Here is a 21,509-nt window from a genome sequence, read left to right as displayed (position 1 = left end):
TTGACACGCCTGCTATGTATTGTCTTTCTGAACTGTGCGTTTACTTGCGGTAGCTCTCCAGTTCCTCAGCTTTGAACTTGCGGATGAAGTTGAAGTGCTTCTCCACTTCGGCCTCGGCGTAGTTCACATATACAAGAGCCGACTTGCCGAACAGTTCGGGTGCTTTGGTGGCATCCTGAATGAGCAGGTGGGACATCACGCACACGGCAGCCATTTCGTAGAGGCGACGTGCCACGAAGTCCAGCAACTCTTGGTTGGCAGTCTCCTTCACGGCATTGGTGCAGGCATCGAGCTTGTTGGCCATTTCCTTTACGCGGTCCATCAGCGGCTGCATCTCGGCACTGCAAGGCATCTGTTCGTAGTCGCGCAGGGTGGCGATGTACGAACCGTTCGTCACATAGCGGATGGCGGCAACGGTCTGCAATTGAGTCGTACCCTCATAAATACTTGTGATACGTGCATCGCGGTAGATGCGTTGGCAGGCATATTCCAACATGAAGCCCGAACCGCCGTGTATCTGGATGCTGTCGTAAGCATTCTGGTTGGCATACTCGGAGTTCATACCTTTGGCAAGCGGAGTGAAGGAGTCGGCAAGCTTGGCGTACTTCTTTTGCTCCTGACGTTCTTCGGGAGTGAGCTTGCGTTCACGCTGGATGTCGTCCAGTGCCTTGTAGATGTCCACGTAGCGGGAAGTCTGATAGAGCAGAGCGCGTCCGGCATCGAGCTTGGCCTTCATAATGGCCAGCATGTCATACACAGCCGGGAATTCAATGATGGCCTTGCCAAACTGCTTGCGGTCTTTGGCATAAGCCAAACCTTCGTTGTAGGCAGCTTGAGACAGACCTACCGACTGTGCGGCAATGCCCAGACGGGCGCCGTTCATCAAAGCCATTACATATTTAATCAGACCGAGTTTGCGGTCGCCGCAGAGTTCTGCCTTTGCATTCTTATAAACCAACTCGCAGGTAGGAGAACCGTGGATGCCGAGTTTGTTCTCGATGCGGCGCACGTTTACGCCACCTTCGCGTTTGTCGTAGATGAACATGGACAAGCCGCGTCCGTCTTTGGTTCCTTCTTCCGAGCGTGCCAATACGAGGTGCAGGTCTGCGTCACCGTTAGTGATGAAACGCTTCACACCGTTCAGTCGCCAGCAGTTGTTTGCCTCGTCGTAGGTGGCTTTCAGCATTACGCTTTGGAGGTCGGAGCCTGCATCGGGTTCGGTCAAGTCCATAGACATGGTTTCTCCGGCGCAGATGCGGGGGATGAAACGGCTGTGCTGGTCTTCGTTGCCAAATTCGTACAAAGTCTCGATACAGTCTTGCAAAGACCAGATGTTACCGAAACCGGCATCGGCGGCAGCCACGATTTCGGCGCACATGGTGTACGGGGTAATCGGGAAGTTCAGTCCACCGAAGCGGCGCGGCATGGTCATGCCGTTCAGTCCGGCCTTCACCATAGCGTCGAGGTTCTGCTTGGTTCCGCTGGCATATTCCACACGCCCATTGGCGCAGTGAGGCCCTTCGGCATCCACGCCTTCGGCATTGGGGGCGATAATCTCTCCGGTAATCTCTCCGGTGATTTCGAGCACCTTGTCGTAGGAGTCCATTGCATCCGCATAGTCCTGCGGGGCATAGTCAAATTTATCTTTGTCTTGGTATCCGCGCTCTTTCAGTTCGCAGATACGTTCCATGAGTGGGTTGTTCAGTTGGAACTTCAACTCGGGAACTTCGGTATAAAAGTTTGCCATATTGTTTTTCTTTTAGGAGTTAAAGGAGTTAAGGAGTGAAAGGGAGTTAAGCCGATAGTTCTGCTTATTCTTTCTTTCAGTCTTCAAAGCGGCGCGCTACTATGCTTTTGCAATAGGCATTCAGTAGTTTGCTTGCCTCCTCTATGCTCTTAGTTAATGTAATATATCTCTCTTCAGTAATATAATTCAGGTCTTTGGAAAGGAGTATGTAATATCTGCACTCTTCTAAGCTGCCTTGTGCGATATTCATGAAACGGAGTTTATCTGCATTGCCAAGCTTTTTGTAGCCTTCGGCTATATTGGCCGGGATAGATACGGCGGCTCTCTGGAATTGGGAGCACAAGCCGAAACGTTCTTCTGCCGGATAGCTTCGCGTGGCTTGATATACCTGCAATACGAAAGTATGCGCTTTCTGCCATGCTATAATGTCTGTAAAGCTGTTTGTCATAAGAACTATCGGCTTAACTCCTTCACTCCCTTTAACTCCTTAACTCCTCAAATTATTTACTATGAGCCTTGTAGTACTTAATCATCTTCGGAATCACCTCTTCTACCGTACCATTAATTACGTAGTCGGCAATGGTATTGATGGGAGCGTTCTCGTCGTTGTTCACGGAGATGATGATGCCACTCTCTTGCATACCGGCGATGTGCTGGATTTGTCCGCTGATGCCGCAAGCGATATAGAGCTTGGGACGAACCGTAACACCTGTCTGACCTATCTGACGGTCATGGTCGGCATAGCCTGCATCGACGGCGGCACGGCTGGCGCCTACCTCGGCATGAAGTTCCTTAGCCAGTTCAAACAGCATATTGAAACCTTCCTTGCTGCCCATGCCGTAACCTCCGGCAATCACGATGGGAGCACCCTTCAGGTTGTGCTTGGCGGCTTCTACATGGCGGTCGATGACCTTTACTACATAGTCCGTTTCGGGTACGTACTTGGCAACGTCGTGGTTGATGACTTCACCCTTGTAGTTGGCATCGAGGATTTCTTTCTTCATCACGCCCTCACGCACGGTCGCCATCTGCGGACGGTGTTCGGGATTCACGATGGTGGCAACGATGTTACCACCGAATGCGGGACGGATTTGATACAACAGATTTTCATATACTTTGCCTTCCTTCTTGTCTTCATGATCACCGATTTCAAGGGAAGTACAGTCGGCGGTAAGTCCGCTTGTCAGTGCGGAAGAAACGCGGGGGCCGAGGTCACGGCCGATAACTGTAGCACCCATCAGGCATATTTGCGGTTTTTCTTCCTTGAATAGATTAATGAGGACGGAAGAGTGGGGAAGGGAAGTATAGGGGAATAATCCCGGAGCGTCGAATAGATGGAGTTTGTCAACGCCGAATGGCAATACCTGCTTTTCAATATCTGTCAGATTGTTTCCGACAGCAATGGCTTCTAATTGACAACCTAACTGATTAGCCAGTTTACGACCTTTGGTCAGGAGTTCGAGACTGACGTCGGCAACCGTAGTGCCTTCTATCTCTAAATATACAAATACATTATTCATATTGTTTTCTTTTTTGAGGAGTTATGTCGTTAAGGAGTTATCATCCACTTCGTTCTCTAACTCCTTTTAACTTCTTTCACTCCTTTACCCGATAGTATGGTTAGCTAACAGTTCAATAATTAAATCTTCTACATCCTTGTCGCTGCCTGTCAGTGTTTTGCTTTCTTTGGCTTGGAATGAGATGTTCTGGATGGTTTTCACCTTTGTGGGCGATCCGCTGAGACCGCATTGGGCAAGATCACCGTTGACGTCGGCAACGCTCCATTCCGTGATGTTCAGATAGGGATATTTCTCGTAAAGGCCGGCGTATGCCAGTTCATCGCCTTCTTTGGTGATGGCGGCTTTCTCTTGTGCACCGAGGGCGCGTTTGTACTTTTGCACCAGTTTGGCATTGCGCGGGCGACACGGGGCTGCGCTTCCGTTCACGGTAATTACGATGGGCAGGGGAGCTTCTACGGTTTCCACACCGCCGTCAATATGACGTTTCACGGTAATTTTTTTGGTGGTTTCGTCCACGTTCAGAATTTCTTCTGCGTATGTCACTTGTGTCAGTCCCAACTTCTCGGCCACTTGCGGACCTACCTGTGCGGTGTCACCGTCGATGGCTTGACGCCCGCCGATGATGACGTCATAGTCGCCAATCTTCCTGATGGCTGTGGCGAGGGCATACGAAGTGGCCAGAGTATCTGCTCCGGCAAAGGCGCGGTCGGTCAGCAGATAGCCGTTGTCAGCACCACGGTAAAGTCCTTCACGGATAATTTCGGCTGCGCGTCCCGGTCCCATGGTCAGAATGGTTACGGTGGAGCCCGGATGGCCGTCTTTCAGCCGAAGCGCTTGCTCAAGGGCATTCAGGTCTTCGGGGTTGAAGATGGCAGGGAGTGCCGCGCGGTTGATGGTTCCGTCGGCTTTCATGGCATCTTTCCCGACGTTACGTGTGTCGGGAACTTGTTTTGCCAATACTACGATTTTCAAACTCATGCTATTAATTATTAGTATTAGTATTTCTACATGAAACATGTCAGTAACGGGACAGTAGGAGTAGTAAGGAAAGGAGTTCCTGCTACTGAAATCATCCGGTTAACTTGATTATCAGCGTGCAAATTTACGCAAAGAGTTGGTTTTGGCAAGAAAATGGAATGAAAAATGCACAAACGGGAGGATTTTGAGCAGAAACACTGTGGTATCTGTTCACATAGAAAAACAGTCCGTTCACCGAAACTACTTTCTTTTCTTGGAATAGCCATTTACATTTGTCACACGAACGAAACATCTGTTACTCAATATGCTGATTAATTTCGATAAAGAACAATTGCTCGCCGCCTTCACCCCCATCTCGCTGGAAGAGATGAGTGGCATAAGGCTGATGAACCGCTTAGACACGAAGTATGTGATGACGCTTGACGTGCTCGATGCCTTTCTGCTGTTGGCTGCCCGTGACTATCGTGTGCAACAGGTGGAGGGGGAGCGTGACATTGCTTACCGCACGGTTTATCTTGACACTGCCAACCGTGGCATGTATCTGGAGCACCTGCATGGACATGCTGTGAGAGAGAAAATCAGGGTGCGCACTTACGTGTCTTCCGGCCTCGCTTTTTTGGAGGTGAAGAATAAGAACAACAAGGGGCGGACGGATAAGAAGCGTATTGCCGTGACTTCGGCCGATACGCTGGCTGCCGATGGGGGAGACGACTTCCTGCGACGTTATGCGTGTTATACTCTGGCGCAGCTCACCCCTCAGTTGGAGAACCGCTTCAGGCGCATTACTTTGGTGAACAGGGCTTGTACGGAACGCCTGACGATAGATTGTGACATCCGCTTCCGTTGCTTGACGAACGGGGCGGAGGCTGCTTTGGGCAATCTGGCCGTGGTGGAACTGAAGCGTGACGGGCGCAGCTTCTCGCCCGCCCGCGAACTGTTGCGAAGCCTGCGCGTGCGGCCCTCCAACTTCAGTAAATATTGCATGGGCTGTGTGCTGACTGACACGGGACTGAGGCAGAACCGCTTCAAGCCTCGCCTGCGGAAGCTGGAACGGCTTGGCGGCAAGTAATATCTTTTGAATCGCATTTCCGGGAAGCGACAGATAAATCACACGGCTTTCGCGAACAGCATAAAGAAGAAATCCGTGCCCGAAAGGAAGCATGGCAAAAGTTATCGGGGGCAAGCCGGGGATGGAATAATCTTTATTAATAAACCAAATGAAGTACAATATGGATGAACTTACAGAAATGACAATGACGGAAATGCCGCTGATGGACGGCGCCGGTTTCCTTGAACTTTTTCTTCACTTCGGGCTGAATATGCTGGTGGTGCTGGGCATGATACGCCTTTTCTACTATCCCAAGAGCCACCGCAGGGATTACGTTTTCACCTTCACGCTTATCAGCATCAGCATCTTCCTGATGATATTCCTTTTAGGTAGCGTGAAACTGAAGATAGGCTTCGCCTTGGGGCTGTTTGCCATCTTCGGCATTATCCGCTACCGCACGGAGTCGATGCCGGTGAGGGAGATGACGTACCTGTTCGTCATTATCGCCGTGTCCGTCATCAATGCTCTGGCGGTGGGCATCAGCTATGCCGAACTGCTATGCACCAACCTGCTGTTTGTGCTCAGCGTCTGGCTGTGCGAGAGCAACCGCTGGCTGAGGCACATCTCCTGCAAACTGGTGCAGTACGACCGCATCGAACTCATCACTCCCGGACACCGGTGCGAACTCATCTCGGACCTGGAAGAACGCACCGGACTGGATATCACCAAGGTGGAGGTGGGACACATCGACTTCCTGCGTGATACGGCTATGCTGAAAGTCTATTATGAGCCTGCTGGCGATGAAGTGAATACAGTGGATACGCTCACTAAGCTGCCCCGCGAAGGAGAATGAAAAAGGGAAGATAATTTCACAGACTTTGAACTTAGGCTTTCGGTCATTGAGAGATCCCTATATACGACTGTTAATGAATTAATTGATAGATGATTGTGAATAAAAGAATACTTACTGTCTTATTTGCTCTCTGCCTCCCCTGTGTGGCAGTCGGCCTGCGGGCTCAGAGCGACGACTTCGGCATCTGGACCGACATTGAGGTGAAGAAGAAACTTTTTCCCGGCTTCGATGCTTCGGCAGAAGGAGAATTCCGCACACGCAACGGACTGAAGAACGTAGAACGCTGGTCGGCCGGCTTCGGCATGGCCTATCGCCCGGTTTCCTTCCTGAAAGCCGACGGCGGATACACCTATATATACAGTCGCCAGCCCGTCGAAGAAACCAAGAAGGGCAACCTGATATCCGCCTATTGGAGTCCCCGACATCGATTTTACGCTTCGCTTACGGGTAGCTACACCTGGTATCGGCTGGAGCTCTCCCTGCGCGAACGCTACCAGTGGACCCGTCGCATGGCCCTCTCCGTGCCCAAGTATGACGGCGACGACGGATCTCGCAAGGCTGACGAAGAAATCAGCGCCAAGACCAAGAATATACTCCGCACCCGCCTGCAGGCAGTGTGGAACATTCGTAAGTCTGCCTTCAGCCCATACGCCTCGTGCGAACTCTATCACAGCATCACCGACGGTTGGGGCATAGACAAGACGCGCTGGACCTTAGGCACGGGCTATAGGATAAACAAATGTCACTCCGTAGATGCGTTCTACCGCTATCAGAACCATGCTGACGACGATGAGGCAAACGGGCACGTCCTCGGCGTCGGATATAAGCTGAAGCTCTGAACTGTACTTTCTTAGCCGTATTTTTTTTATCTTGATACGAAAGAAAAAGTATATCCACAGTTCTAAAACAAATATTTTAAACGTAATAAAGAATAACATGAAAATGCAGAAAACAATTTGGACCATTGTCTGCCTGACGCTATGCCTGTCATGCAGCACAGATCCCATAGACTATTGGGACAGTACCGACAGCGATGGCGGTAACCTCCCCGGCGGCACTGGCATCGGCGGTAGTACACCCTCCTCCGGCACTTCCGATGCGTCGGGCAATCTGCTCGACTTTGATGTGGCGTGGGACGATGTGACCGACGCTGCCTTCACCGATGCCACCGAATCCGTGATAACCGACACTTCCGCCGATGAGTACGATGATTACGTGGAGAACTCCACCTTCGCTTCGGTGATACAGATAGCCTTTGATGACGGGCAGGCCGCGGTAACCGGATCCGTCACAGGTGTAACTGTCACCATAGATGGAGCCTACGTCACCGTCAACTCCACCGTGGCGGGTGTGGACTATCGCCTCAGCGGCTCCACCACCGATGGAGCGTTGAAAATATACAGTGAGAAGAAGTTCAAGCTCACCCTTTCCGGTCTGAACCTGGCCAGCACCAAGGGCGCTGCCGTCAACATCCAGGGCAAGAAGCGCGTCTTCGTGGAGTGTGCCGCGGGAACCGCCAACACCCTGACCGATGCTGCCACCTACACCAATACCCCGGACGGAGAAGACCAGAAGGCTTGCCTTTTCAGCGAAGGTCAACTTATCTTCAGCGGCAGTGGCACGCTTACTGTGAACGGTAACTGCAAGCATGGCATCTGTAGCGATGAATACATCTTCGTGCACGCTGCCACGAATCTCACCGTAGCCTCCGCCCCGAAAGATGCCATCCACACCAACGAGAAAATAATCATTGCCGGTGGTATGCTCAAGCTCATCCCCGGCGGCGACGGGCTGGACTGTGAGGAGGGGAACATCGACATCCGCGGCGGGCTGCTCAAAGCCGATATATCGGGCACGGCATCCAAAGCTCTGAAGTCGGCCACGGACATCACCCTCACCGGCGGGCAGCAAATTTTGCTCACTTCCGGCTCGGCCGAATATGACTCCGATGATGGCGACATCAGCTCCTCTGCCGGCATCAAGTGTGACGGCAATCTTACCGTGGACGGGGCTTCACTCTCCATCAAGAGCACCGGTGCGGCAGGAAAGGGCATCAATTGCGACGGTGCGTTTACAATGACATCGGGTACGCTGAAAATCATTACTGCTGGCAAGCAATACACCTACAACCGTCTGGACTCCTCGGCCAAAGGCATCAAAGCGGACGGAACGCTCACTATCGGCGGCGGCACAGTATGGGTGCGCACCATCGGTGGTGAAGGCAGCGAAGGCATCGAAAGCAAGAGCACGCTTGTCATTAACGGCGGCGATGTGCGTGTCTATGCCTATGACGATTGTCTTAACGCTACAAACAACATTACCATCAATGGCGGTTCTGTCTATTGCTACAGTAGTGGCAACGACGGCATTGACTCCAACGGTACGCTCACCATTACCGGTGGCACGGTGGTGGCCAGCGGCACTACCAGTCCCGAAGAAGGTTTTGATTGCGACCAAAACACTTTCAGGATTACCGGCGGCACGCTGCTTGGCATCGGCGGTAGCACCAGTACGCCTACATCGAGTGTTTGTACACAACACGCCGTGATCTATGGCGGTTCGGGCAGCAGTGGCACGCTGTTCACTATTGTGGCGTCAGACGGTACGCAGGTGATGTCCTATACCATCCCGCGTACCTACAGCCAAATGACAGTTTTGTTCAGCAGCGCCAAGCTCATTTCGGGTGGCAGCTATACGATATATATCGGTGGCAGCGTCAGTGGAGGCACTTCCTTCTACGGACTGACTACGGACGGCACTTACGAGGCAGGCACACAAACTGCTACCTTCACAGCAAGCAGCATGGTGACTACGGCAGGCAGCACTTCCGGCGGCACGGGTGGCGGAGGAGGCTTTCCCGGTGGAGGCTGGCATTGATGATAAATCTTTGTCTTTGTCTTTAAAATGTTCCCATTCGTCTATTTTTTTCTTATTCTGTTGAATCACTTTTACTTTTGCCATGCTGAAACTGAATATTATACTCCGCATGAAGGAAACATTTGTCCATTCGGGCTATAAACGCTATTTGCCGGAAATGATGATATACATGGCCGTATGGGGCATCGTTATCCTCTTTCCCGTAGTGAGCCATTTCTTCGACTATCTGTCCGGCAAAGATACGGGCATGGGTTGGGGAGAGATCCTGTCGGCATGGATAGACGCATCACCTTTCCTGCTGCTCTTTGTACTGAATAATCGGTTGCTGGCTCCACGACTGTTCATGCGGCAGAAATTAGTGGTTTATGTGGCTTCCGCCACATTGTGCGTATTGCTGACGTTCGGTATGATGAACCTCGTCATGAAAGACCGTGTTCCGCAGAATTTCCGCATGGAGATGAAGAAGAACCGACATCACGTATATCCCGGAGTAGGTGATATTCGCTCTGAAGCTAATGCTCATTCCGAAAGCAAGGCACATCCAGAGGCTGACGTTCTTCTCGAAACCGAGGCTCGCCCTGAGTATAAAGCCGGGCAGGTTCGTCCGGACAAAGTGTATCCTGACGGGCGGCGTATGGGTAAACCACTTCAGGGACATCCGCCATTCTTTGTATTCCTGTTCCGGGGACCCTTTTTGGGGCAGGTAATGATTGCCCTGCTGATGTTCAGTTTCAATATCGCCGTCAAGCTGTTCTTCAAGTCTGTGCGCGATGAAGAAGCGATGAAGGAACTGGAACACCACAACCTGCATTCCGAATTGGAATACCTCAAGTATCAGATAAACCCGCACTTCTTCATGAACACGCTGAACAATATTCATGCTTTGGTAGATATTGACACAGAGAAGGCCAAGGAAACCATCGTGGAACTTTCACGCCTGATGCGCTACATGCTCTATGAAAGTGACAAGCGCACCCTGCCACTCTCCAAGGAAGTGCAATTCCTCCGTCACTACGTGGAGCTGATGCGCATCCGCTATCCGGAGAGTGTACGCATAGAACTGTCACTGCCGGAGGAAGAATCAGGCGTGCAGGTTCCGCCGTTGCTTTTCATCTCATTTGTGGAGAATGCTTTCAAACACGGGGTGAGCTATCAGAAAGATTCGTTCATCACTGTCAGTCTGACGTTGGAGAGACGTGAACTGCTTTTCCGTTGTTCCAACAGTAACTTTGGAAAGAACGTTGACGAGCACCACGGCATTGGTCTGGAGAATGTGCGCAAGCGCCTGCAACTGCTTTTCGGCGATGAATACACTCTTGCCATCAGCAACATGGAGCAACGGTTCGATGTGTTGCTTACCATTCCCATAGGAAAATGAAGAAGCCTCGTGCGGGCATTATAAAAGTAAATAATAAACAGATTGAGATATGATAAACTGTATTGCTATTGACGACGAACCCCTTGCTCTGACGCAACTGACGGAATATATTTCCCGTATTCCCTACCTGAATCTTGTGGCTTCTTGCCATGATGCTTTCTCTGCCATGAAAGCCCTGTCTGTCGAGCGTGTGGACCTGCTTTTTATCGACATCAACATGCCCGACCTCAACGGCCTGGAGTTTGTCCGTTCACTGACGGAGTGTCCGATGGTTGTCTTTACCACTGCCTATTCAGAGTATGCCGTGGACGGCTTTAAGGTGGATGCCGTGGACTATCTGCTGAAGCCCTTCAGTTTTCAGGACTTGCTGATGGCTACCGAAAAGGCACGCAGACGCCTGGAACATTCGCTGGAGGAGGGAGGCGAAGAATCACTGTTTGTCAAGAGTGACTATCGTGTGACGCGTGTTCGCCTGAACGACATCAAATATATTGAGGGAATGAGCGAATATGTTCGCATTTATGTGGAAGGAGAGCCCAAACCGCTGATGCCGTTGCTCAGCATGAAGCGCCTGGAAGAAGTACTTCCGCCGTCTCAGTTCATGCGGGTGCATCGCTCGTACATCGTCAATCTGAGGAAGATTGCGGAAATCTCGCGCCTGCGCATTGTCTTTGGCGAAACTTACATCCCTGTTGGGGACATTTATAAGGATAAGTTTCTGGAATATGTGAATGGAAGGATGATGAAGTGAGTGTTTTCCAGAATGAACTTATCTATGTTTCCGTTGGAAATTGTAATTTTGCGCTCGAATAGTGTTTACTACACCTATAAATGATAGTAAAAATATGAATAAGAGAGAATATGTTCAAGTCAACAAGGATTGGCTGGAGTCAAAAGCACAAGAAGAAGGGGTGAAGTCACTTCCGAAAGGTATATATTATAAGGTATTGGCATCAGGTGAGGCCAAAGGCAGTCATCCATCACCGCGAAGTATTGTCACTGCCCACTATACGGGGCGTACCATCAACGGCAAGAAGTTTGACAGTAGTCGTGGCGGTGCACCATTGGCTGTCCGTCTGTGTGATCTCATTGAGGGATGGATTATTGCCATGCAGCAAATGTGCGTGGGCGATAAGTGGGAGGTGTATCTCCCGGCAGAGATGGGTTACGGCAAGTTTTCCCAGCCCGGTATTCCCGGAGGCTCTACGCTTATTTTCGAGATAGAACTCTTGGGGATAGCGTGACGGGAGAGTTTTTCATTAAGAAAAGAGACAGGGTGATAAAGTACAGCTTTTTGATGAGCGTACTTTATCACCCTGTCTGATTTATACTATCTCAGTATCCTTTCTTACTTTACGCCCAGTTTCTTGGCAATCTCTTTGGGCAGTGCTTTCTTGTTCACTACAATGTTCATTGTCTTGTAGCGTGCAAAAGCTTTGGAAGCATACCACAAGCCATCATACTTGCCGGCCTTTCCCCAAGAATTCTTCACCATATAATAGTCATTACCTTCCTGATCTTTGGCAGTACCATAAATCAGCATACCGTGGTCATCGGTGGTTTCCCAATTGTCATAAGCTTCCTGACGTTCTTCTTGAGTACACCATTTTTGCGGTTGAGGTTTGCTGTTCAATTTCTTTTCTTCAGGTTTCATCTTCAGCCAATGTGCCATGTCCGAGCCACTCAGTTCCTGTGCTTTGGAAGCATCGGGCATCACTGCGATACCGTCGCGTGTAAAGCCTTCTTCACTCACATCAGCACCCCAAGCGATGGTATAGCCGGTGGATATGGCATTGTCGAACACCTGCATCAGCTCGTCGATGGGGAGATTATAGGATTGTCCCCAGCGCCAGTTGTCCTGAATCTCCAGTACGAACGGTTCATAGAATGGATGGTGAGTGTAGGAGGTCAGGGAAATATAGTCATCAGGATTCAGTCCGGTGGATTGGTAGAAAGATTGCGGAGTATATTCTTTCCCTTTGTAGGTGAACTTCTCCGGACATTCTCCCAAGTAGATGTCATGGATAGCGGCAATAGCCTTCTTCCACAATGGATTGTGGTTGACGTCTGTCTGGAGCTTACGCAACTTGCCTTTTGCTATGGCGGCAACGACAGCTTCGGAAACAGCGGAGAGTTCAGTGTGGTTGCTCAGTGTATCACCGTACATTACACCCGGGCGCATCGCCTCTTCGGGAATCAGACCGAACTTCTTCATGCCATACATTACGTCATAGAAAGAACCGCCTTGTGAAAATGACACATCGCCGTGAGTGCGGACTGCGATATCTGCACGGTCTTCATAAGTTTTGTGTACGATGTACATTTCGGAAAAGTCATATTCACCTTTTCCCATGCGCAACAATTCCGATTCCAGAAAGGCTATGCCTGAGTAGCACCAACATGTTCCGGCACGGTTCTGATTTTTGATGGACGTGATAGGCAATTCCTTGACGGTGGTAAAAACGAAGCCTTCTTCCTTCGGCTTTTCTTCTTTTGGGGCATCTTGGGCTGCCATATTGAGGCTTAGTATTCCAAGTGCGGCAATGAGTATTGTCTTTTTCATCATGATTAAAAATATATTAATAGATTTCTTGATGGGGCAAAGATAATCAGAATATCGTTAACAAAGACTATCTTTGCAGGGGTAAATTAACGTTTGCTTCTCAATGTAGGGCTGTGTTTACCCTATAAAGACAAAATTATGGAACAAAACAGCAAGATATCCCTTACTCCTTATAGCGGACTGGTGCTTGAGGGTGGAGGCATGCGTGGCGTTTTTACTTGCGGCGTACTTGACAATTTCATGGATCGGGGCATCCGCTTTCCTTATACTATCGGTGTCAGTGCAGGTGCATGCAACGGGCTTTCGTACATCTCCGGACAGCGTGGGCGGGCCAAGTACAGCAACATTGACTTGCTGGAGAAATACAACTACATCGGTCTGAAGCATCTGCTGAAGAAGCGCAATATTATGGATTTTGACCTGCTGTTCCGTGAGTTTCCCGAACATATTCTGCCTTACGATTATGATGCTTACTTTCGTTCTCCCGAACATTATGTCATGGTAACTACCAATTGTGAGACGGGAGAGGCGAACTACTTTGAGGAGAAGCAAAGTAAGGAGCGCGTCATCAGCATTGCACGTGCTTCGAGTAGCCTGCCTTTTGTTTGTCCCATTACTTATGTGGATAATATTCCTATGTTGGATGGAGGCATTGTGGACAGCATTCCTCTGGTGCGTGCCCGTCTGGATGGCTATATGCACAATGTGGTGGTACTGACTCGCAACCGTGGCTATCGTAAGGAGATACAAGGCACTAAAGTCCCACCGTTTATCTATAAGAAGTATCCTCTTTTGCGTAAAGCCATCAATCTTCGTAGCCATGTCTATAACGAGCAGCTTGATTTGGTGGAACGTCTGGAAGATGCCGGCGAAATAACTGTTATCCGTCCGCAGAAGCCGATAGTGGTGGATCGCATTGAACGAGACATTCGGAAACTGACGGATTTATATGAGGAAGGTTATGAATGCGCTTCTTCCTTCATGTAAATACGCATTGGCGGGGTGACAGTAGTCTGGAACATACAGACTTGTTGAAAATATCCGAAACTGCCATTACTATAGGAAACATTGGTTATGCAGTAAACTCATTTACTCGATTGGGCATCGGTAACGATGGCTTCAACGGAGTGCTGAACTATAATACCAATCATTTCGGCAAGCAGCAGTTCGACCTTAATCTGAATGGTGGTTCAGAATAAATTATTAACTTTGTATTATTCATAATATCGATATCATGAAAACGTCTATCTTTTATGCAATGCTTTGTGCGCTTGCGCTCGCATTAGGCCTTTCTTCCTGCCAGATGTCCAAGAGTGAGTTAAAACTTGAATGGCAGGGTGACAGCCTTGTAGTGATTCACATTGCCAATCCCCCAAAATATCTTCTTCTTCCGGTAGAGGAAAATGCTGCCGAGAGTCAGGTACGCCTCGATACCGGCGGTGCTGCTGATACAGATATGGATGTACGTCTTGCTCAGAAAAAAGTAGATTACTTCGTTCCATTTGAACTTCCTGCAGAGGCAAAAAAGGCTACTGTACGCATTGATCGCATAGCCCAGAATGCCCTCTGTTGGGAACAAATGAAGCTTTCTGATACCTTTGATACTGTCAATACCGACAGGTTCCGCCCGGTTTACCATCATACCCCGCTTTACGGCTGGATGAACGATGCCAACGGACTCGTATATAAAGGTGGCGAGTATCACCTTTACTTCCAGTACAATCCTTATGGTTCTATTTGGGGAAATATGCATTGGGGGCATTCTGTCAGCAAGGATCTGATGCACTGGGAGCATCGTGCTCCCGCCATTGCACGTGATACTTTGGGGCATATCTTCTCCGGTAGCTCGGTGGTCGATGTGGATAATACCTCAGGTTATGGCGAAGGTACTATTGTTGCCTTCTATACGTCTGCCAGCGACAAGAACGGGCAGATTCAGTGCATGGCTTATAGCCGTGACAATGGAAATACTTATACCAAGTATGAAAAGAATCCCATACTGACTCCTTTTGACGGACTGAAAGATTTCCGTGATCCTAAGGTTTTCTGGTATGCCCCTGAAAAGAAGTGGATAATGATTGTTTCTGCCGACAAGGAAATGTGCTTTTATGCTTCGCGAAACCTGAAGGACTGGACATATCTCAGTGTATGGGGGGAAGGTTATGGTGTACAGCCCCGTCAGTTCGAGTGTCCTGATATGGTTCAATTGCCCGTGGACGGTAACAGGAGTCGGATGAAATGGGTGATGATTGTCAACGTAAATCCGGGTTGCTACTTTGGCGGCAGTGCCACACAATATTTTGTAGGTGACTTTGACGGAACACATTTTATTTGCGACAGTCCGAAGGAAACGGTGAAGTGGTTGGATTGGGGAAAGGATCACTATGCGGCCGTCTGTTTCTCTAATACCGGTGACCGTGTCATTGCTGTGCCTTGGATGAGCAATTGGCAGTATGCCGATGTCGTTCCTACCCGGCAGTTTCGCAGTGCCAATGCACTGCCACGCGAACTGACCTTGTATAGACAAGATGGTGAACTTTATGTTTCTGCCATTCCGGTAAAAGAGGTACAAAGCTTGCGTAAAGAGATGAAAGATATCCCCGCCTTTACTGTCAATGCTGATAAGGAATATCCGATAACCCCGTTGCTGGACAACAACAAAGGTGCGTATGAACTGTCAATGCGATTCACGGTCGGTACTGCCGGAGTGATGGGATTCAGGCTTTCCAATGAAAAGGATGAGGTGGTGGATGTTTATTTCAACCTCCCGGAAAGAAAGTTCGTGATGGACCGCACCAAGAGTGGTATCGTGGACTTTGGATGCAAGAGTAGGCCCCATGCTCTCGAAGCACCTGACAAGCGTATGTCTGCTTCCATTAATTACATTGATGACTTTGCCCTCGCCACTTGGGCTCCGGTTGTAGAAGCACCCTCTCATAGTCTGGACATATTTGTGGACAAGTGTTCTGTGGAAATCTTTCTTGATGGAGGTAGGGTAGCCATGACCAATCTCATCTTCCCAAACGAGCCGTACAACCGTATAAGCTTTTATGGTAAAGGCGGCAGTTATGAGGTGGACGGCTGCAAGGTATATAGACTGGGAATGTAATCCGGATTATTCACATTGTTATTACTCAGAATCATGAACAATCAAAACACTCATTTTTTTTCCAAGCTCCTCCCCATGATGCTTTGCTTCTTTGCCATGGGTTTTGTTGACTTGGTGGGCATCGCCTCGAACTATGTGAAGGCCGACTTGAATCTGACGGACTCTCAGGCAAACATCTTCCCGTCGCTTGTCTTTTTCTGGTTCCTCATCTTCTCTGTGCCTACGGGCATGCTGATGAACCACATCGGACGCAAGAAGACGGTGCTCCTCAGCCTTGTTGTCACCTTTGCATCTTTGCTGTTGCCGCTTTTTGGTGACGGATATGTGTTGATGCTCGCTTCGTTCTCTCTCTTAGGCATTGGCAATGCGCTGATGCAGACCTCGCTCAACCCGTTGCTTTCTACCGTCGTGAATGGCGAACGGTTGGCAAGTTCCTTGGGCTTCGGTCAGTTTGTCAAAGCGATTGCCTCATTCCTTGCCCCTTACATTGCCATGTGGGGAGCTGCTCAGGCCATGCCTTCATTCGGTATGGGTTGGCGTGTGCTGTTCCCGGTCTATATGATTATTGCCGTCATTGCCATTCTTTGGTTGGGCAGCACCTCCATTCAAGAGGAGAAAGAAGGAGGCAAGCCTTCCTCTTTCGGTGAGTGTCTTGCCCTGTTAGGCAAACCGTTCATCTTGCTCTGCTTCCTCGGCATCATCTGCCATGTGGGCATTGATGTAGGTACTAATACCACCGCCCCCAAGATATTGATGGAGCGCTTGGGCATGTCGCTTGCCGATGCGGGCTTTGCAACCAGCCTCTACTTCATCTTCCGCACGATGGGCTGCTTCTTTGGGGCATTCATCCTTCAGAAGATGGCAGCACGAACATTCTTCGGCATCAGTGTATTGTGCATGCTGGCGGCCATGGCGGGGCTGTTTGTCTTCGGGGACAGAGCAATGATATATGTCTGCATTGCCCTGATAGGTTTCGGTAACTCTAATATTTTCCCTATTGTCTTCTCGCAAGCCTTGCTTGCCCTGCCGCAAAAGAAAAACGAAGTCAGCGGCCTGATGATTATGGGCTTGTTTGGAGGAACCATCTTTCCACTTGCCATGGGTGTGGCGAGTGATGCCGCGGGGCAAAGCGGTGCTGTGGCGGTAATGGCCGTCGGCGTGGTGTACCTGTTTTTTTATATGGTGAAAATGAAGAAGTAAAACTTGAAATTATAATAGTATGAATCAGATTATTGTAGGAATGGGTGAGGCGCTATGGGATTGCCTGCCCGAAGGAAAGAAAATAGGTGGTGCTCCGGCGAACTTCGCCTTTCATGTGTCGCAGTTCGGCTTCGACAGCCGTGTGGTGAGTGCCGTAGGGCGTGATGCCGATGGCGACGAGATATTGGAGGTCTTTGCCGGTAAAGGTCTGCGCACGCAGATAGAACGGGTAGATTATCCCACAGGTAGGGTGCAGGTGACGCTTGATACCGTGGGTGTACCCTGTTATGAGATAAAAGAGGGTGTGGCATGGGACAATATCCCTTTTACCGATGAACTGAAACGTTTGGCACTGAGCACCCGTGCCGTATGCTTCGGCTCGCTGGCACAGCGCAGTGTCGTGAGCCGCACTACCATCAATCGCTTCCTCGACACCATGCCGGACCACGAGGGACAGATCAAGATATTCGACATCAATCTCCGCCAGGGCTTCTATACCAAGGAGATACTTTGCGACTCCATGCGGCGTTGCAATGTCCTTAAAATAAATGATGAGGAACTGGTTACCATCAGCCGTATGTTCGGCTATCCAGGCATCGACTTGCAGGACAAGTGCTGGATTCTGCTGGCCAAGTACAACCTGAAGATGCTGATTCTTACGTGTGGCACGAATGGCAGTTATGTTTTTACTCCGGGCGAGGTGTCATTTCAAGAGACTCCCCGTGTACCGGTGGCGGATACGGTGGGTGCGGGCGACTCCTTCACCGGAGCTTTCACCGCTTCCATCCTGAAGGGCATCTCCATCCCCGAAGCGCATAAGCTGGCGGTAGAAACTTCCGCCTACGTTTGTACACAGAGCGGAGCCATGCCCGAACTGCCGCAAGTCTATAAGGAACGGCTGGGATAACGTCGCTATATATAGAATAAGAGATGCTCCTGCTGTACTCAGGATCAGATACAGCCTTGAGTAAAATGATTTCCCCCTTGCAGCCGCCTTCTACAAGACGAGTTGCAAGGGGGAAATCTCATTTCACTAAACCTTCTATTCGCTTTTTCCTAAAGTTTTGCACTTGCCTATCTTTTCGCCTGTGCGCAGATAAGTATAGGTAGGCATTTCAAACAATACGGGTTTCAATTCGTCATAGTCAATTTTTCCAGCTTCGTTCAGCACGGTTTCATCAGCGTAGGTGTCGATGATGGAACAGATGAAATTGTCGAAGCCATTCAATACATAGTTGTCTTCTACCTTGCACTCCATTACCACGGGAGCGTTTTTGATGACCGGTGTGCCGCCATCGCCCATGAAGAACTCGAATATCTTGCTTTTGTCGGTTTTCTCGCCACTCACCGTGCCCACATAGTCAGCTTTGGGAAGCAGAGTTTCGTCCACGATGTTTACCGAAAACTTCAAGTTTTCCTTGATACCTTTGTTGGTGTAGTGCCTCTGAAAGAGGCTCACCATGATATGGTCGTGGCACATAATGCCTACGTGTCCGGCAAGCATCCAGTTCACCTTGCCGTCCACCATCGTGCCGATTACTACCGCAGGTGTGGGGTAAAGCGCCAGCACGCTTCCGATATTCTTTTTCATATTATTATCCGTTTGCTTATTATTTACATTCGTACAAGCAGAGATGATAATTACCATTGGGATTATCACCCATTGTTTTAATATATTCATTATTCTGCGGTGTTATAGTCGCTAATTATTGCCATTTCATTGATTTTCTCATTAGCTTGTGGCATTTTTACGAATATCTGTGGCATCGTTGCCAGATCAAGCGCATTCATATCCACCAAGTCGAGACTTTTCACCATGTGAAGCGTGCTTGTCTTGTACTTTTGGAAATGTGCGCTCTTGATGTGATGTTGATAGGCTTCGGACGAAGCATAGATTTCGAGTATACGTATGTGGCAGGAATCCCGCTTTGTCTGCATCGGATAGATACAGACGACTCCTGATTCCTCTTTGACTGACGTAGCTCCCACCGTATAGGCATATTCCAAATATTCCTTTAGATACTGTGGATGAACTTCTATCTCGGAAATTCTGATTAGCATATTGTCTGTATTTTGTTGCGCCCTGCATAATGTGCCGAAGCAGAAGAGCAGGGCTAATAATAAAAATGGTTTCATTTTCACTTTGATTTATTAAACAGTCGGTTGGCATTATTGCCGAAGATGTCTTCTATGTGATTTCTCAAAACGTCATCCTGCTGCAATCTCTCCTTCAGTGTCTGTTTCACTGCTACCAGCACTTTGTTCGGTACAAATCCGTAGTCTGAACCATACATGATATGTTCGGGCACGGTAATAGTGAGTAGCATTTTAAGCATTTCGGGTGTCGGACCTCCTGCTAAATCATAATAGAGATTCGCCAGATTCTTGGTAATATCCACCTGACGCATAAGACCTTGCTTGACAAGCAAGGGTTGCGCTGCCCGAAAGCGTGGCAAGGCGATAGGCAAGAACGAACCACTGTGAGGCACTACGAACTTGATGTCGGGATAGCGTACCATAATGTCGTTCTCTATCATGTTGAGTACCGCGCGAGTAGTCTCGGCAGGATATTCATAGACGAAAATCGGGCCTCCTGTAAACGTGTTTGCAGGACGTTGTTCCGGAGTATGCGGATGCAGGATCACTACGGATTTGCGTGCGTTCAGCACTTCCATCAACGGGTCCAATGCCTTGTCGCCAAGATATTGTCCACGGCTGTTGGTCGCCAGTTTGATGCCATCGGCATGAAGGGTGTCGAGGGCATAGACTGCTTCGCGGATGGCAACTTGTACATCGGGGAGAGGCAACGAAGCGCAGAACAAGAATTTGCCGGGATGTTCCGCCTTGGCACGTGCCGCTTCTTCATTGATGGAACGGATGCAGCGACGGCTCTCTTCCGTATCACCGAAATAAGGCTGTGGAGAAGGCATGGAAAGTACCGAACAGTCAATACCCGCCTCCTGCATGAAAACGATATGCTTTTCCACACTCCATTTTGGCAGCGGATAGCCGTCTTCCAGCTCTGCATTGTGTTGCTTGAGCAGTTGCGTATATCTGTCCGTCACGATATGCGAATGTACATCCAACACCGTTTGTGCCATTGTTCCCACCGAACAGATGAGAGCGGGGATGATAAATAGATTCTTCATCTTTTGGATTTTAAATCATGGGATGTTCCCAAGAGCCTTTGGTATCAACTCCGGTTTTTGCAGCCAGATTCTCCAGGAGAGCCATTTCTTCATCGGTCAGATTGATAGCTGTGGCAGCTACCGTTTCAGCAATGTACTTCGTTTTGGTCACACCGATGACAGGCAGCGTGTATTTGGCAATAGCCCACGCTATCGCTATCTGTGAAACAGTGGCATTGTGATGTTTGCCGATTTCACGCATGGCATCGACCAGCTTTTCAATCTGCGGAAGCATCTTATTGTACATCTCGCCACGTCCGCTACCTTGCGGCAAAGGATTTTTTGTGTTGTATTTTCCGGATAATGTGCCCTGTTCCAGTACCATGTAGGCAAAAAACACAATGTCATTCTCCTTGCAATAGTCAAGGATTCCGGCTTCTTCTGATGAACGGTAAAGCAAGCTGAAATGGTTTTGGACAGCAGATATTCTGAACCCTTCGGTTGCAAGAATCTCGTTGGCACGTTTTAATTCCGCAAGGTTGTGGTTGGAAACGCCGACACTCTTCACTTTGCCACTTTTGAGCAAAGGAATCAGGTCGGGAGTCCAACGTTCGACATCGGCAGGATTGTGAATCCAGTAGAGATCGATGTAGTCGGTGTTGAAGCGTTTCAAGGAAGCGTCACACATCTGTTCCATCGGATTACCGTACACTCCGGCAATCTGCGGTGTGAACTTGGTGGAGATAATCACTTCTTCACGATTATAAGAGCGTGTGAAACCGCCGAGAATACTTTCCGACGTTCCCATGCCGTAAACGGTGGCTGTGTCCCACAAGTTCAGCCCGTTCTTCATGGCCTCCTCAAATACGGGCTTTAAGTCCTCTGCCTCCAGATGATTCCCGAATACTTGGTCGCCTCCTGCGACACCTGTGCCCCACGACCATGTTCCTAATGCAATTGCAGGTAATTTTTTCATTATTCTTTTTGTTTTAATTTGAAACAACTTCGATGGTGCAAAATTAGGTGATTTCTTTATGAGAGTCGCTATACCTATTACGGATGCTCCGACCAATTTTACGGATTCTTCATCGAGAGGTATTCTGCTAAT

Annotated in this window: 20 protein-coding genes and 1 pseudogene; 12 read left to right on the top strand and 9 right to left on the bottom strand. The window is 49.3% G+C overall.

The genetic code is table 11. The features are described 5' to 3' along the window. Nucleotides 1–40: 40 nt before the first annotated feature. The 4 genes from BACHE_RS15470 to BACHE_RS15455 all read right to left on the bottom strand — a co-directional run bounded on the left by BACHE_RS15470 (nucleotide 41) and on the right by BACHE_RS15455 (nucleotide 4,245). Nucleotides 41–1,747, bottom strand: coding sequence for an acyl-CoA dehydrogenase family protein (locus BACHE_RS15470; RefSeq protein WP_013548653.1), 1,707 nt, complete (start codon nucleotides 1,745–1,747; stop codon nucleotides 41–43). 76 nt (nucleotides 1,748–1,823) lie between these two features. After that, entirely contained in the window at nucleotides 1,824–2,195 is a 372-nt protein-coding gene (locus tag BACHE_RS15465; RefSeq protein WP_013548652.1) for a four helix bundle protein, read from the bottom strand. 52 nt (nucleotides 2,196–2,247) lie between these two features. Continuing rightward, complete coding sequence (locus tag BACHE_RS15460) at nucleotides 2,248–3,267, bottom strand: electron transfer flavoprotein subunit alpha/FixB family protein (RefSeq protein ID WP_013548651.1); 1,020 nt, start codon at nucleotides 3,265–3,267, stop codon at nucleotides 2,248–2,250. Nucleotides 3,268–3,351: 84 nt separating this feature from the next. After that, on the bottom strand, nucleotides 3,352–4,245 hold the full coding sequence (locus BACHE_RS15455; protein WP_013548650.1) for an electron transfer flavoprotein subunit beta/FixA family protein: 894 nt from the start codon (nucleotides 4,243–4,245) through the stop codon (nucleotides 3,352–3,354). Between the two features lie 304 nt (nucleotides 4,246–4,549). On the opposite strand from BACHE_RS15455, the gene BACHE_RS15450 reads away from it, so the two are divergent. From BACHE_RS15450 to BACHE_RS15420, 7 genes are all read left to right on the top strand, one after another. Then, a complete protein-coding gene (locus BACHE_RS15450; RefSeq protein WP_013548649.1) occupies nucleotides 4,550–5,314 on the top strand; it encodes a polyphosphate polymerase domain-containing protein in 765 nt (254 codons plus the stop codon). A 160-nt stretch (nucleotides 5,315–5,474) separates the two neighbouring features. Further along, nucleotides 5,475–6,146, top strand: coding sequence for a DUF4956 domain-containing protein (locus BACHE_RS15445; RefSeq protein ID WP_041579915.1), 672 nt, complete (start codon nucleotides 5,475–5,477; stop codon nucleotides 6,144–6,146). Nucleotides 6,147–6,235: 89 nt separating this feature from the next. After that, on the top strand, nucleotides 6,236–6,985 hold the full coding sequence (locus BACHE_RS15440; protein ID WP_013548647.1) for a DUF2490 domain-containing protein: 750 nt from the start codon (nucleotides 6,236–6,238) through the stop codon (nucleotides 6,983–6,985). A 97-nt stretch (nucleotides 6,986–7,082) separates the two neighbouring features. After that, on the top strand, nucleotides 7,083–9,023 hold the full coding sequence (locus BACHE_RS15435; RefSeq protein ID WP_013548646.1) for a carbohydrate-binding domain-containing protein: 1,941 nt from the start codon (nucleotides 7,083–7,085) through the stop codon (nucleotides 9,021–9,023). Between the two features lie 82 nt (nucleotides 9,024–9,105). Next, the gene (locus BACHE_RS15430) at nucleotides 9,106–10,401 is read left to right on the top strand and encodes a sensor histidine kinase (RefSeq protein WP_013548645.1); all 1,296 of its coding nucleotides are present in this window, start codon (nucleotides 9,106–9,108) and stop codon (nucleotides 10,399–10,401) included. 49 nt (nucleotides 10,402–10,450) lie between these two features. After that, complete coding sequence (locus BACHE_RS15425; protein ID WP_013548644.1) at nucleotides 10,451–11,152, top strand: LytR/AlgR family response regulator transcription factor; 702 nt, start codon at nucleotides 10,451–10,453, stop codon at nucleotides 11,150–11,152. Nucleotides 11,153–11,246: 94 nt separating this feature from the next. Further along, entirely contained in the window at nucleotides 11,247–11,645 is a 399-nt protein-coding gene (locus tag BACHE_RS15420; protein ID WP_013548643.1) for an FKBP-type peptidyl-prolyl cis-trans isomerase, read from the top strand. A gap of 104 nt (nucleotides 11,646–11,749) precedes the next feature. On the opposite strand, the gene BACHE_RS15415 is transcribed toward BACHE_RS15420, so the two are convergent. Further along, nucleotides 11,750–12,964: a C1 family peptidase gene (locus BACHE_RS15415; protein WP_041579910.1), complete on the bottom strand. Its 1,215-nt coding sequence runs from the start codon at nucleotides 12,962–12,964 to the stop codon at nucleotides 11,750–11,752. A gap of 138 nt (nucleotides 12,965–13,102) precedes the next feature. Here BACHE_RS15415 and BACHE_RS15410 point away from each other — a divergent pair, with 138 nt between their 5' ends. The 5 genes and pseudogenes from BACHE_RS15410 to BACHE_RS15390 all read left to right on the top strand — a co-directional run bounded on the left by BACHE_RS15410 (nucleotide 13,103) and on the right by BACHE_RS15390 (nucleotide 18,180). Further along, nucleotides 13,103–13,951, top strand: a complete 849-nt coding sequence (locus BACHE_RS15410) for a patatin-like phospholipase family protein (protein WP_013548641.1) — start codon at nucleotides 13,103–13,105, stop codon at nucleotides 13,949–13,951. Then, nucleotides 13,945–14,154, top strand: a pseudogene (locus tag BACHE_RS15405) (hypothetical protein); the annotation flags it as partial. The gene BACHE_RS15410 and the pseudogene BACHE_RS15405, both read left to right, overlap by 7 nt. 44 nt (nucleotides 14,155–14,198) lie before the next feature. After that, nucleotides 14,199–16,073 (top strand): glycoside hydrolase family 32 protein, encoded by a 1,875-nt coding sequence (locus BACHE_RS15400; protein ID WP_013548640.1) that lies wholly within the window; start codon nucleotides 14,199–14,201, stop codon nucleotides 16,071–16,073. 33 nt (nucleotides 16,074–16,106) lie between these two features. Beyond that, entirely contained in the window at nucleotides 16,107–17,273 is a 1,167-nt protein-coding gene (locus tag BACHE_RS15395) for an MFS transporter (protein WP_013548639.1), read from the top strand. 19 nt (nucleotides 17,274–17,292) lie between these two features. Continuing rightward, on the top strand, nucleotides 17,293–18,180 hold the full coding sequence (locus BACHE_RS15390) for a carbohydrate kinase family protein (RefSeq protein ID WP_013548638.1): 888 nt from the start codon (nucleotides 17,293–17,295) through the stop codon (nucleotides 18,178–18,180). A 135-nt stretch (nucleotides 18,181–18,315) separates the two neighbouring features. Here the strand turns inward: BACHE_RS15390 and BACHE_RS15385 are convergent, their stop codons facing one another. The 4 genes from BACHE_RS15385 to BACHE_RS15370 all read right to left on the bottom strand — a co-directional run bounded on the left by BACHE_RS15385 (nucleotide 18,316) and on the right by BACHE_RS15370 (nucleotide 21,377). Further along, a complete protein-coding gene (locus BACHE_RS15385) occupies nucleotides 18,316–18,864 on the bottom strand; it encodes a flavin reductase family protein (RefSeq protein ID WP_049778970.1) in 549 nt (182 codons plus the stop codon). An 89-nt stretch (nucleotides 18,865–18,953) separates the two neighbouring features. After that, complete coding sequence (locus BACHE_RS15380; protein ID WP_013548636.1) at nucleotides 18,954–19,409, bottom strand: putative quinol monooxygenase; 456 nt, start codon at nucleotides 19,407–19,409, stop codon at nucleotides 18,954–18,956. Between the two features lie 2 nt (nucleotides 19,410–19,411). Further along, the gene (locus BACHE_RS15375) at nucleotides 19,412–20,422 is read right to left on the bottom strand and encodes an amidohydrolase family protein (protein WP_013548635.1); all 1,011 of its coding nucleotides are present in this window, start codon (nucleotides 20,420–20,422) and stop codon (nucleotides 19,412–19,414) included. Between the two features lie 10 nt (nucleotides 20,423–20,432). Further along, on the bottom strand, nucleotides 20,433–21,377 hold the full coding sequence (locus BACHE_RS15370; protein ID WP_013548634.1) for an aldo/keto reductase: 945 nt from the start codon (nucleotides 21,375–21,377) through the stop codon (nucleotides 20,433–20,435). Between the last annotated feature and the right edge of the window lie 132 nt (nucleotides 21,378–21,509).

Origin of the sequence: Bacteroides helcogenes P 36-108, from assembly GCF_000186225.1 — a bacterium.
Classification (GTDB): Bacteria; Bacteroidota; Bacteroidia; order Bacteroidales; family Bacteroidaceae; genus Bacteroides; species Bacteroides helcogenes.
This window is presented reverse-complemented; position numbering and strand designations above follow the sequence as displayed.

Coding starts and splice junctions, on each gene's coding strand:
- BACHE_RS15470 (WP_013548653.1), bottom strand. CDS start 1,747: ATGGCAAACTTTTATACCGAAGTTCCCGAGTTGAAGTTCCAACTGAAC.
- BACHE_RS15465 (WP_013548652.1), bottom strand. CDS start 2,195: ATGACAAACAGCTTTACAGACATTATAGCATGGCAGAAAGCGCATACT.
- BACHE_RS15460 (WP_013548651.1), bottom strand. CDS start 3,267: ATGAATAATGTATTTGTATATTTAGAGATAGAAGGCACTACGGTTGCC.
- BACHE_RS15455 (WP_013548650.1), bottom strand. CDS start 4,245: ATGAGTTTGAAAATCGTAGTATTGGCAAAACAAGTTCCCGACACACGT.
- BACHE_RS15450 (WP_013548649.1), top strand. CDS start 4,550: ATGCTGATTAATTTCGATAAAGAACAATTGCTCGCCGCCTTCACCCCC.
- BACHE_RS15445 (WP_041579915.1), top strand. CDS start 5,475: ATGGATGAACTTACAGAAATGACAATGACGGAAATGCCGCTGATGGAC.
- BACHE_RS15440 (WP_013548647.1), top strand. CDS start 6,236: ATGATTGTGAATAAAAGAATACTTACTGTCTTATTTGCTCTCTGCCTC.
- BACHE_RS15435 (WP_013548646.1), top strand. CDS start 7,083: ATGAAAATGCAGAAAACAATTTGGACCATTGTCTGCCTGACGCTATGC.
- BACHE_RS15430 (WP_013548645.1), top strand. CDS start 9,106: ATGCTGAAACTGAATATTATACTCCGCATGAAGGAAACATTTGTCCAT.
- BACHE_RS15425 (WP_013548644.1), top strand. CDS start 10,451: ATGATAAACTGTATTGCTATTGACGACGAACCCCTTGCTCTGACGCAA.
- BACHE_RS15420 (WP_013548643.1), top strand. CDS start 11,247: ATGAATAAGAGAGAATATGTTCAAGTCAACAAGGATTGGCTGGAGTCA.
- BACHE_RS15415 (WP_041579910.1), bottom strand. CDS start 12,964: ATGAAAAAGACAATACTCATTGCCGCACTTGGAATACTAAGCCTCAAT.
- BACHE_RS15410 (WP_013548641.1), top strand. CDS start 13,103: ATGGAACAAAACAGCAAGATATCCCTTACTCCTTATAGCGGACTGGTG.
- BACHE_RS15400 (WP_013548640.1), top strand. CDS start 14,199: ATGAAAACGTCTATCTTTTATGCAATGCTTTGTGCGCTTGCGCTCGCA.
- BACHE_RS15395 (WP_013548639.1), top strand. CDS start 16,107: ATGAACAATCAAAACACTCATTTTTTTTCCAAGCTCCTCCCCATGATG.
- BACHE_RS15390 (WP_013548638.1), top strand. CDS start 17,293: ATGAATCAGATTATTGTAGGAATGGGTGAGGCGCTATGGGATTGCCTG.
- BACHE_RS15385 (WP_049778970.1), bottom strand. CDS start 18,864: ATGAAAAAGAATATCGGAAGCGTGCTGGCGCTTTACCCCACACCTGCG.
- BACHE_RS15380 (WP_013548636.1), bottom strand. CDS start 19,409: ATGAAACCATTTTTATTATTAGCCCTGCTCTTCTGCTTCGGCACATTA.
- BACHE_RS15375 (WP_013548635.1), bottom strand. CDS start 20,422: ATGAAGAATCTATTTATCATCCCCGCTCTCATCTGTTCGGTGGGAACA.
- BACHE_RS15370 (WP_013548634.1), bottom strand. CDS start 21,377: ATGAAAAAATTACCTGCAATTGCATTAGGAACATGGTCGTGGGGCACA.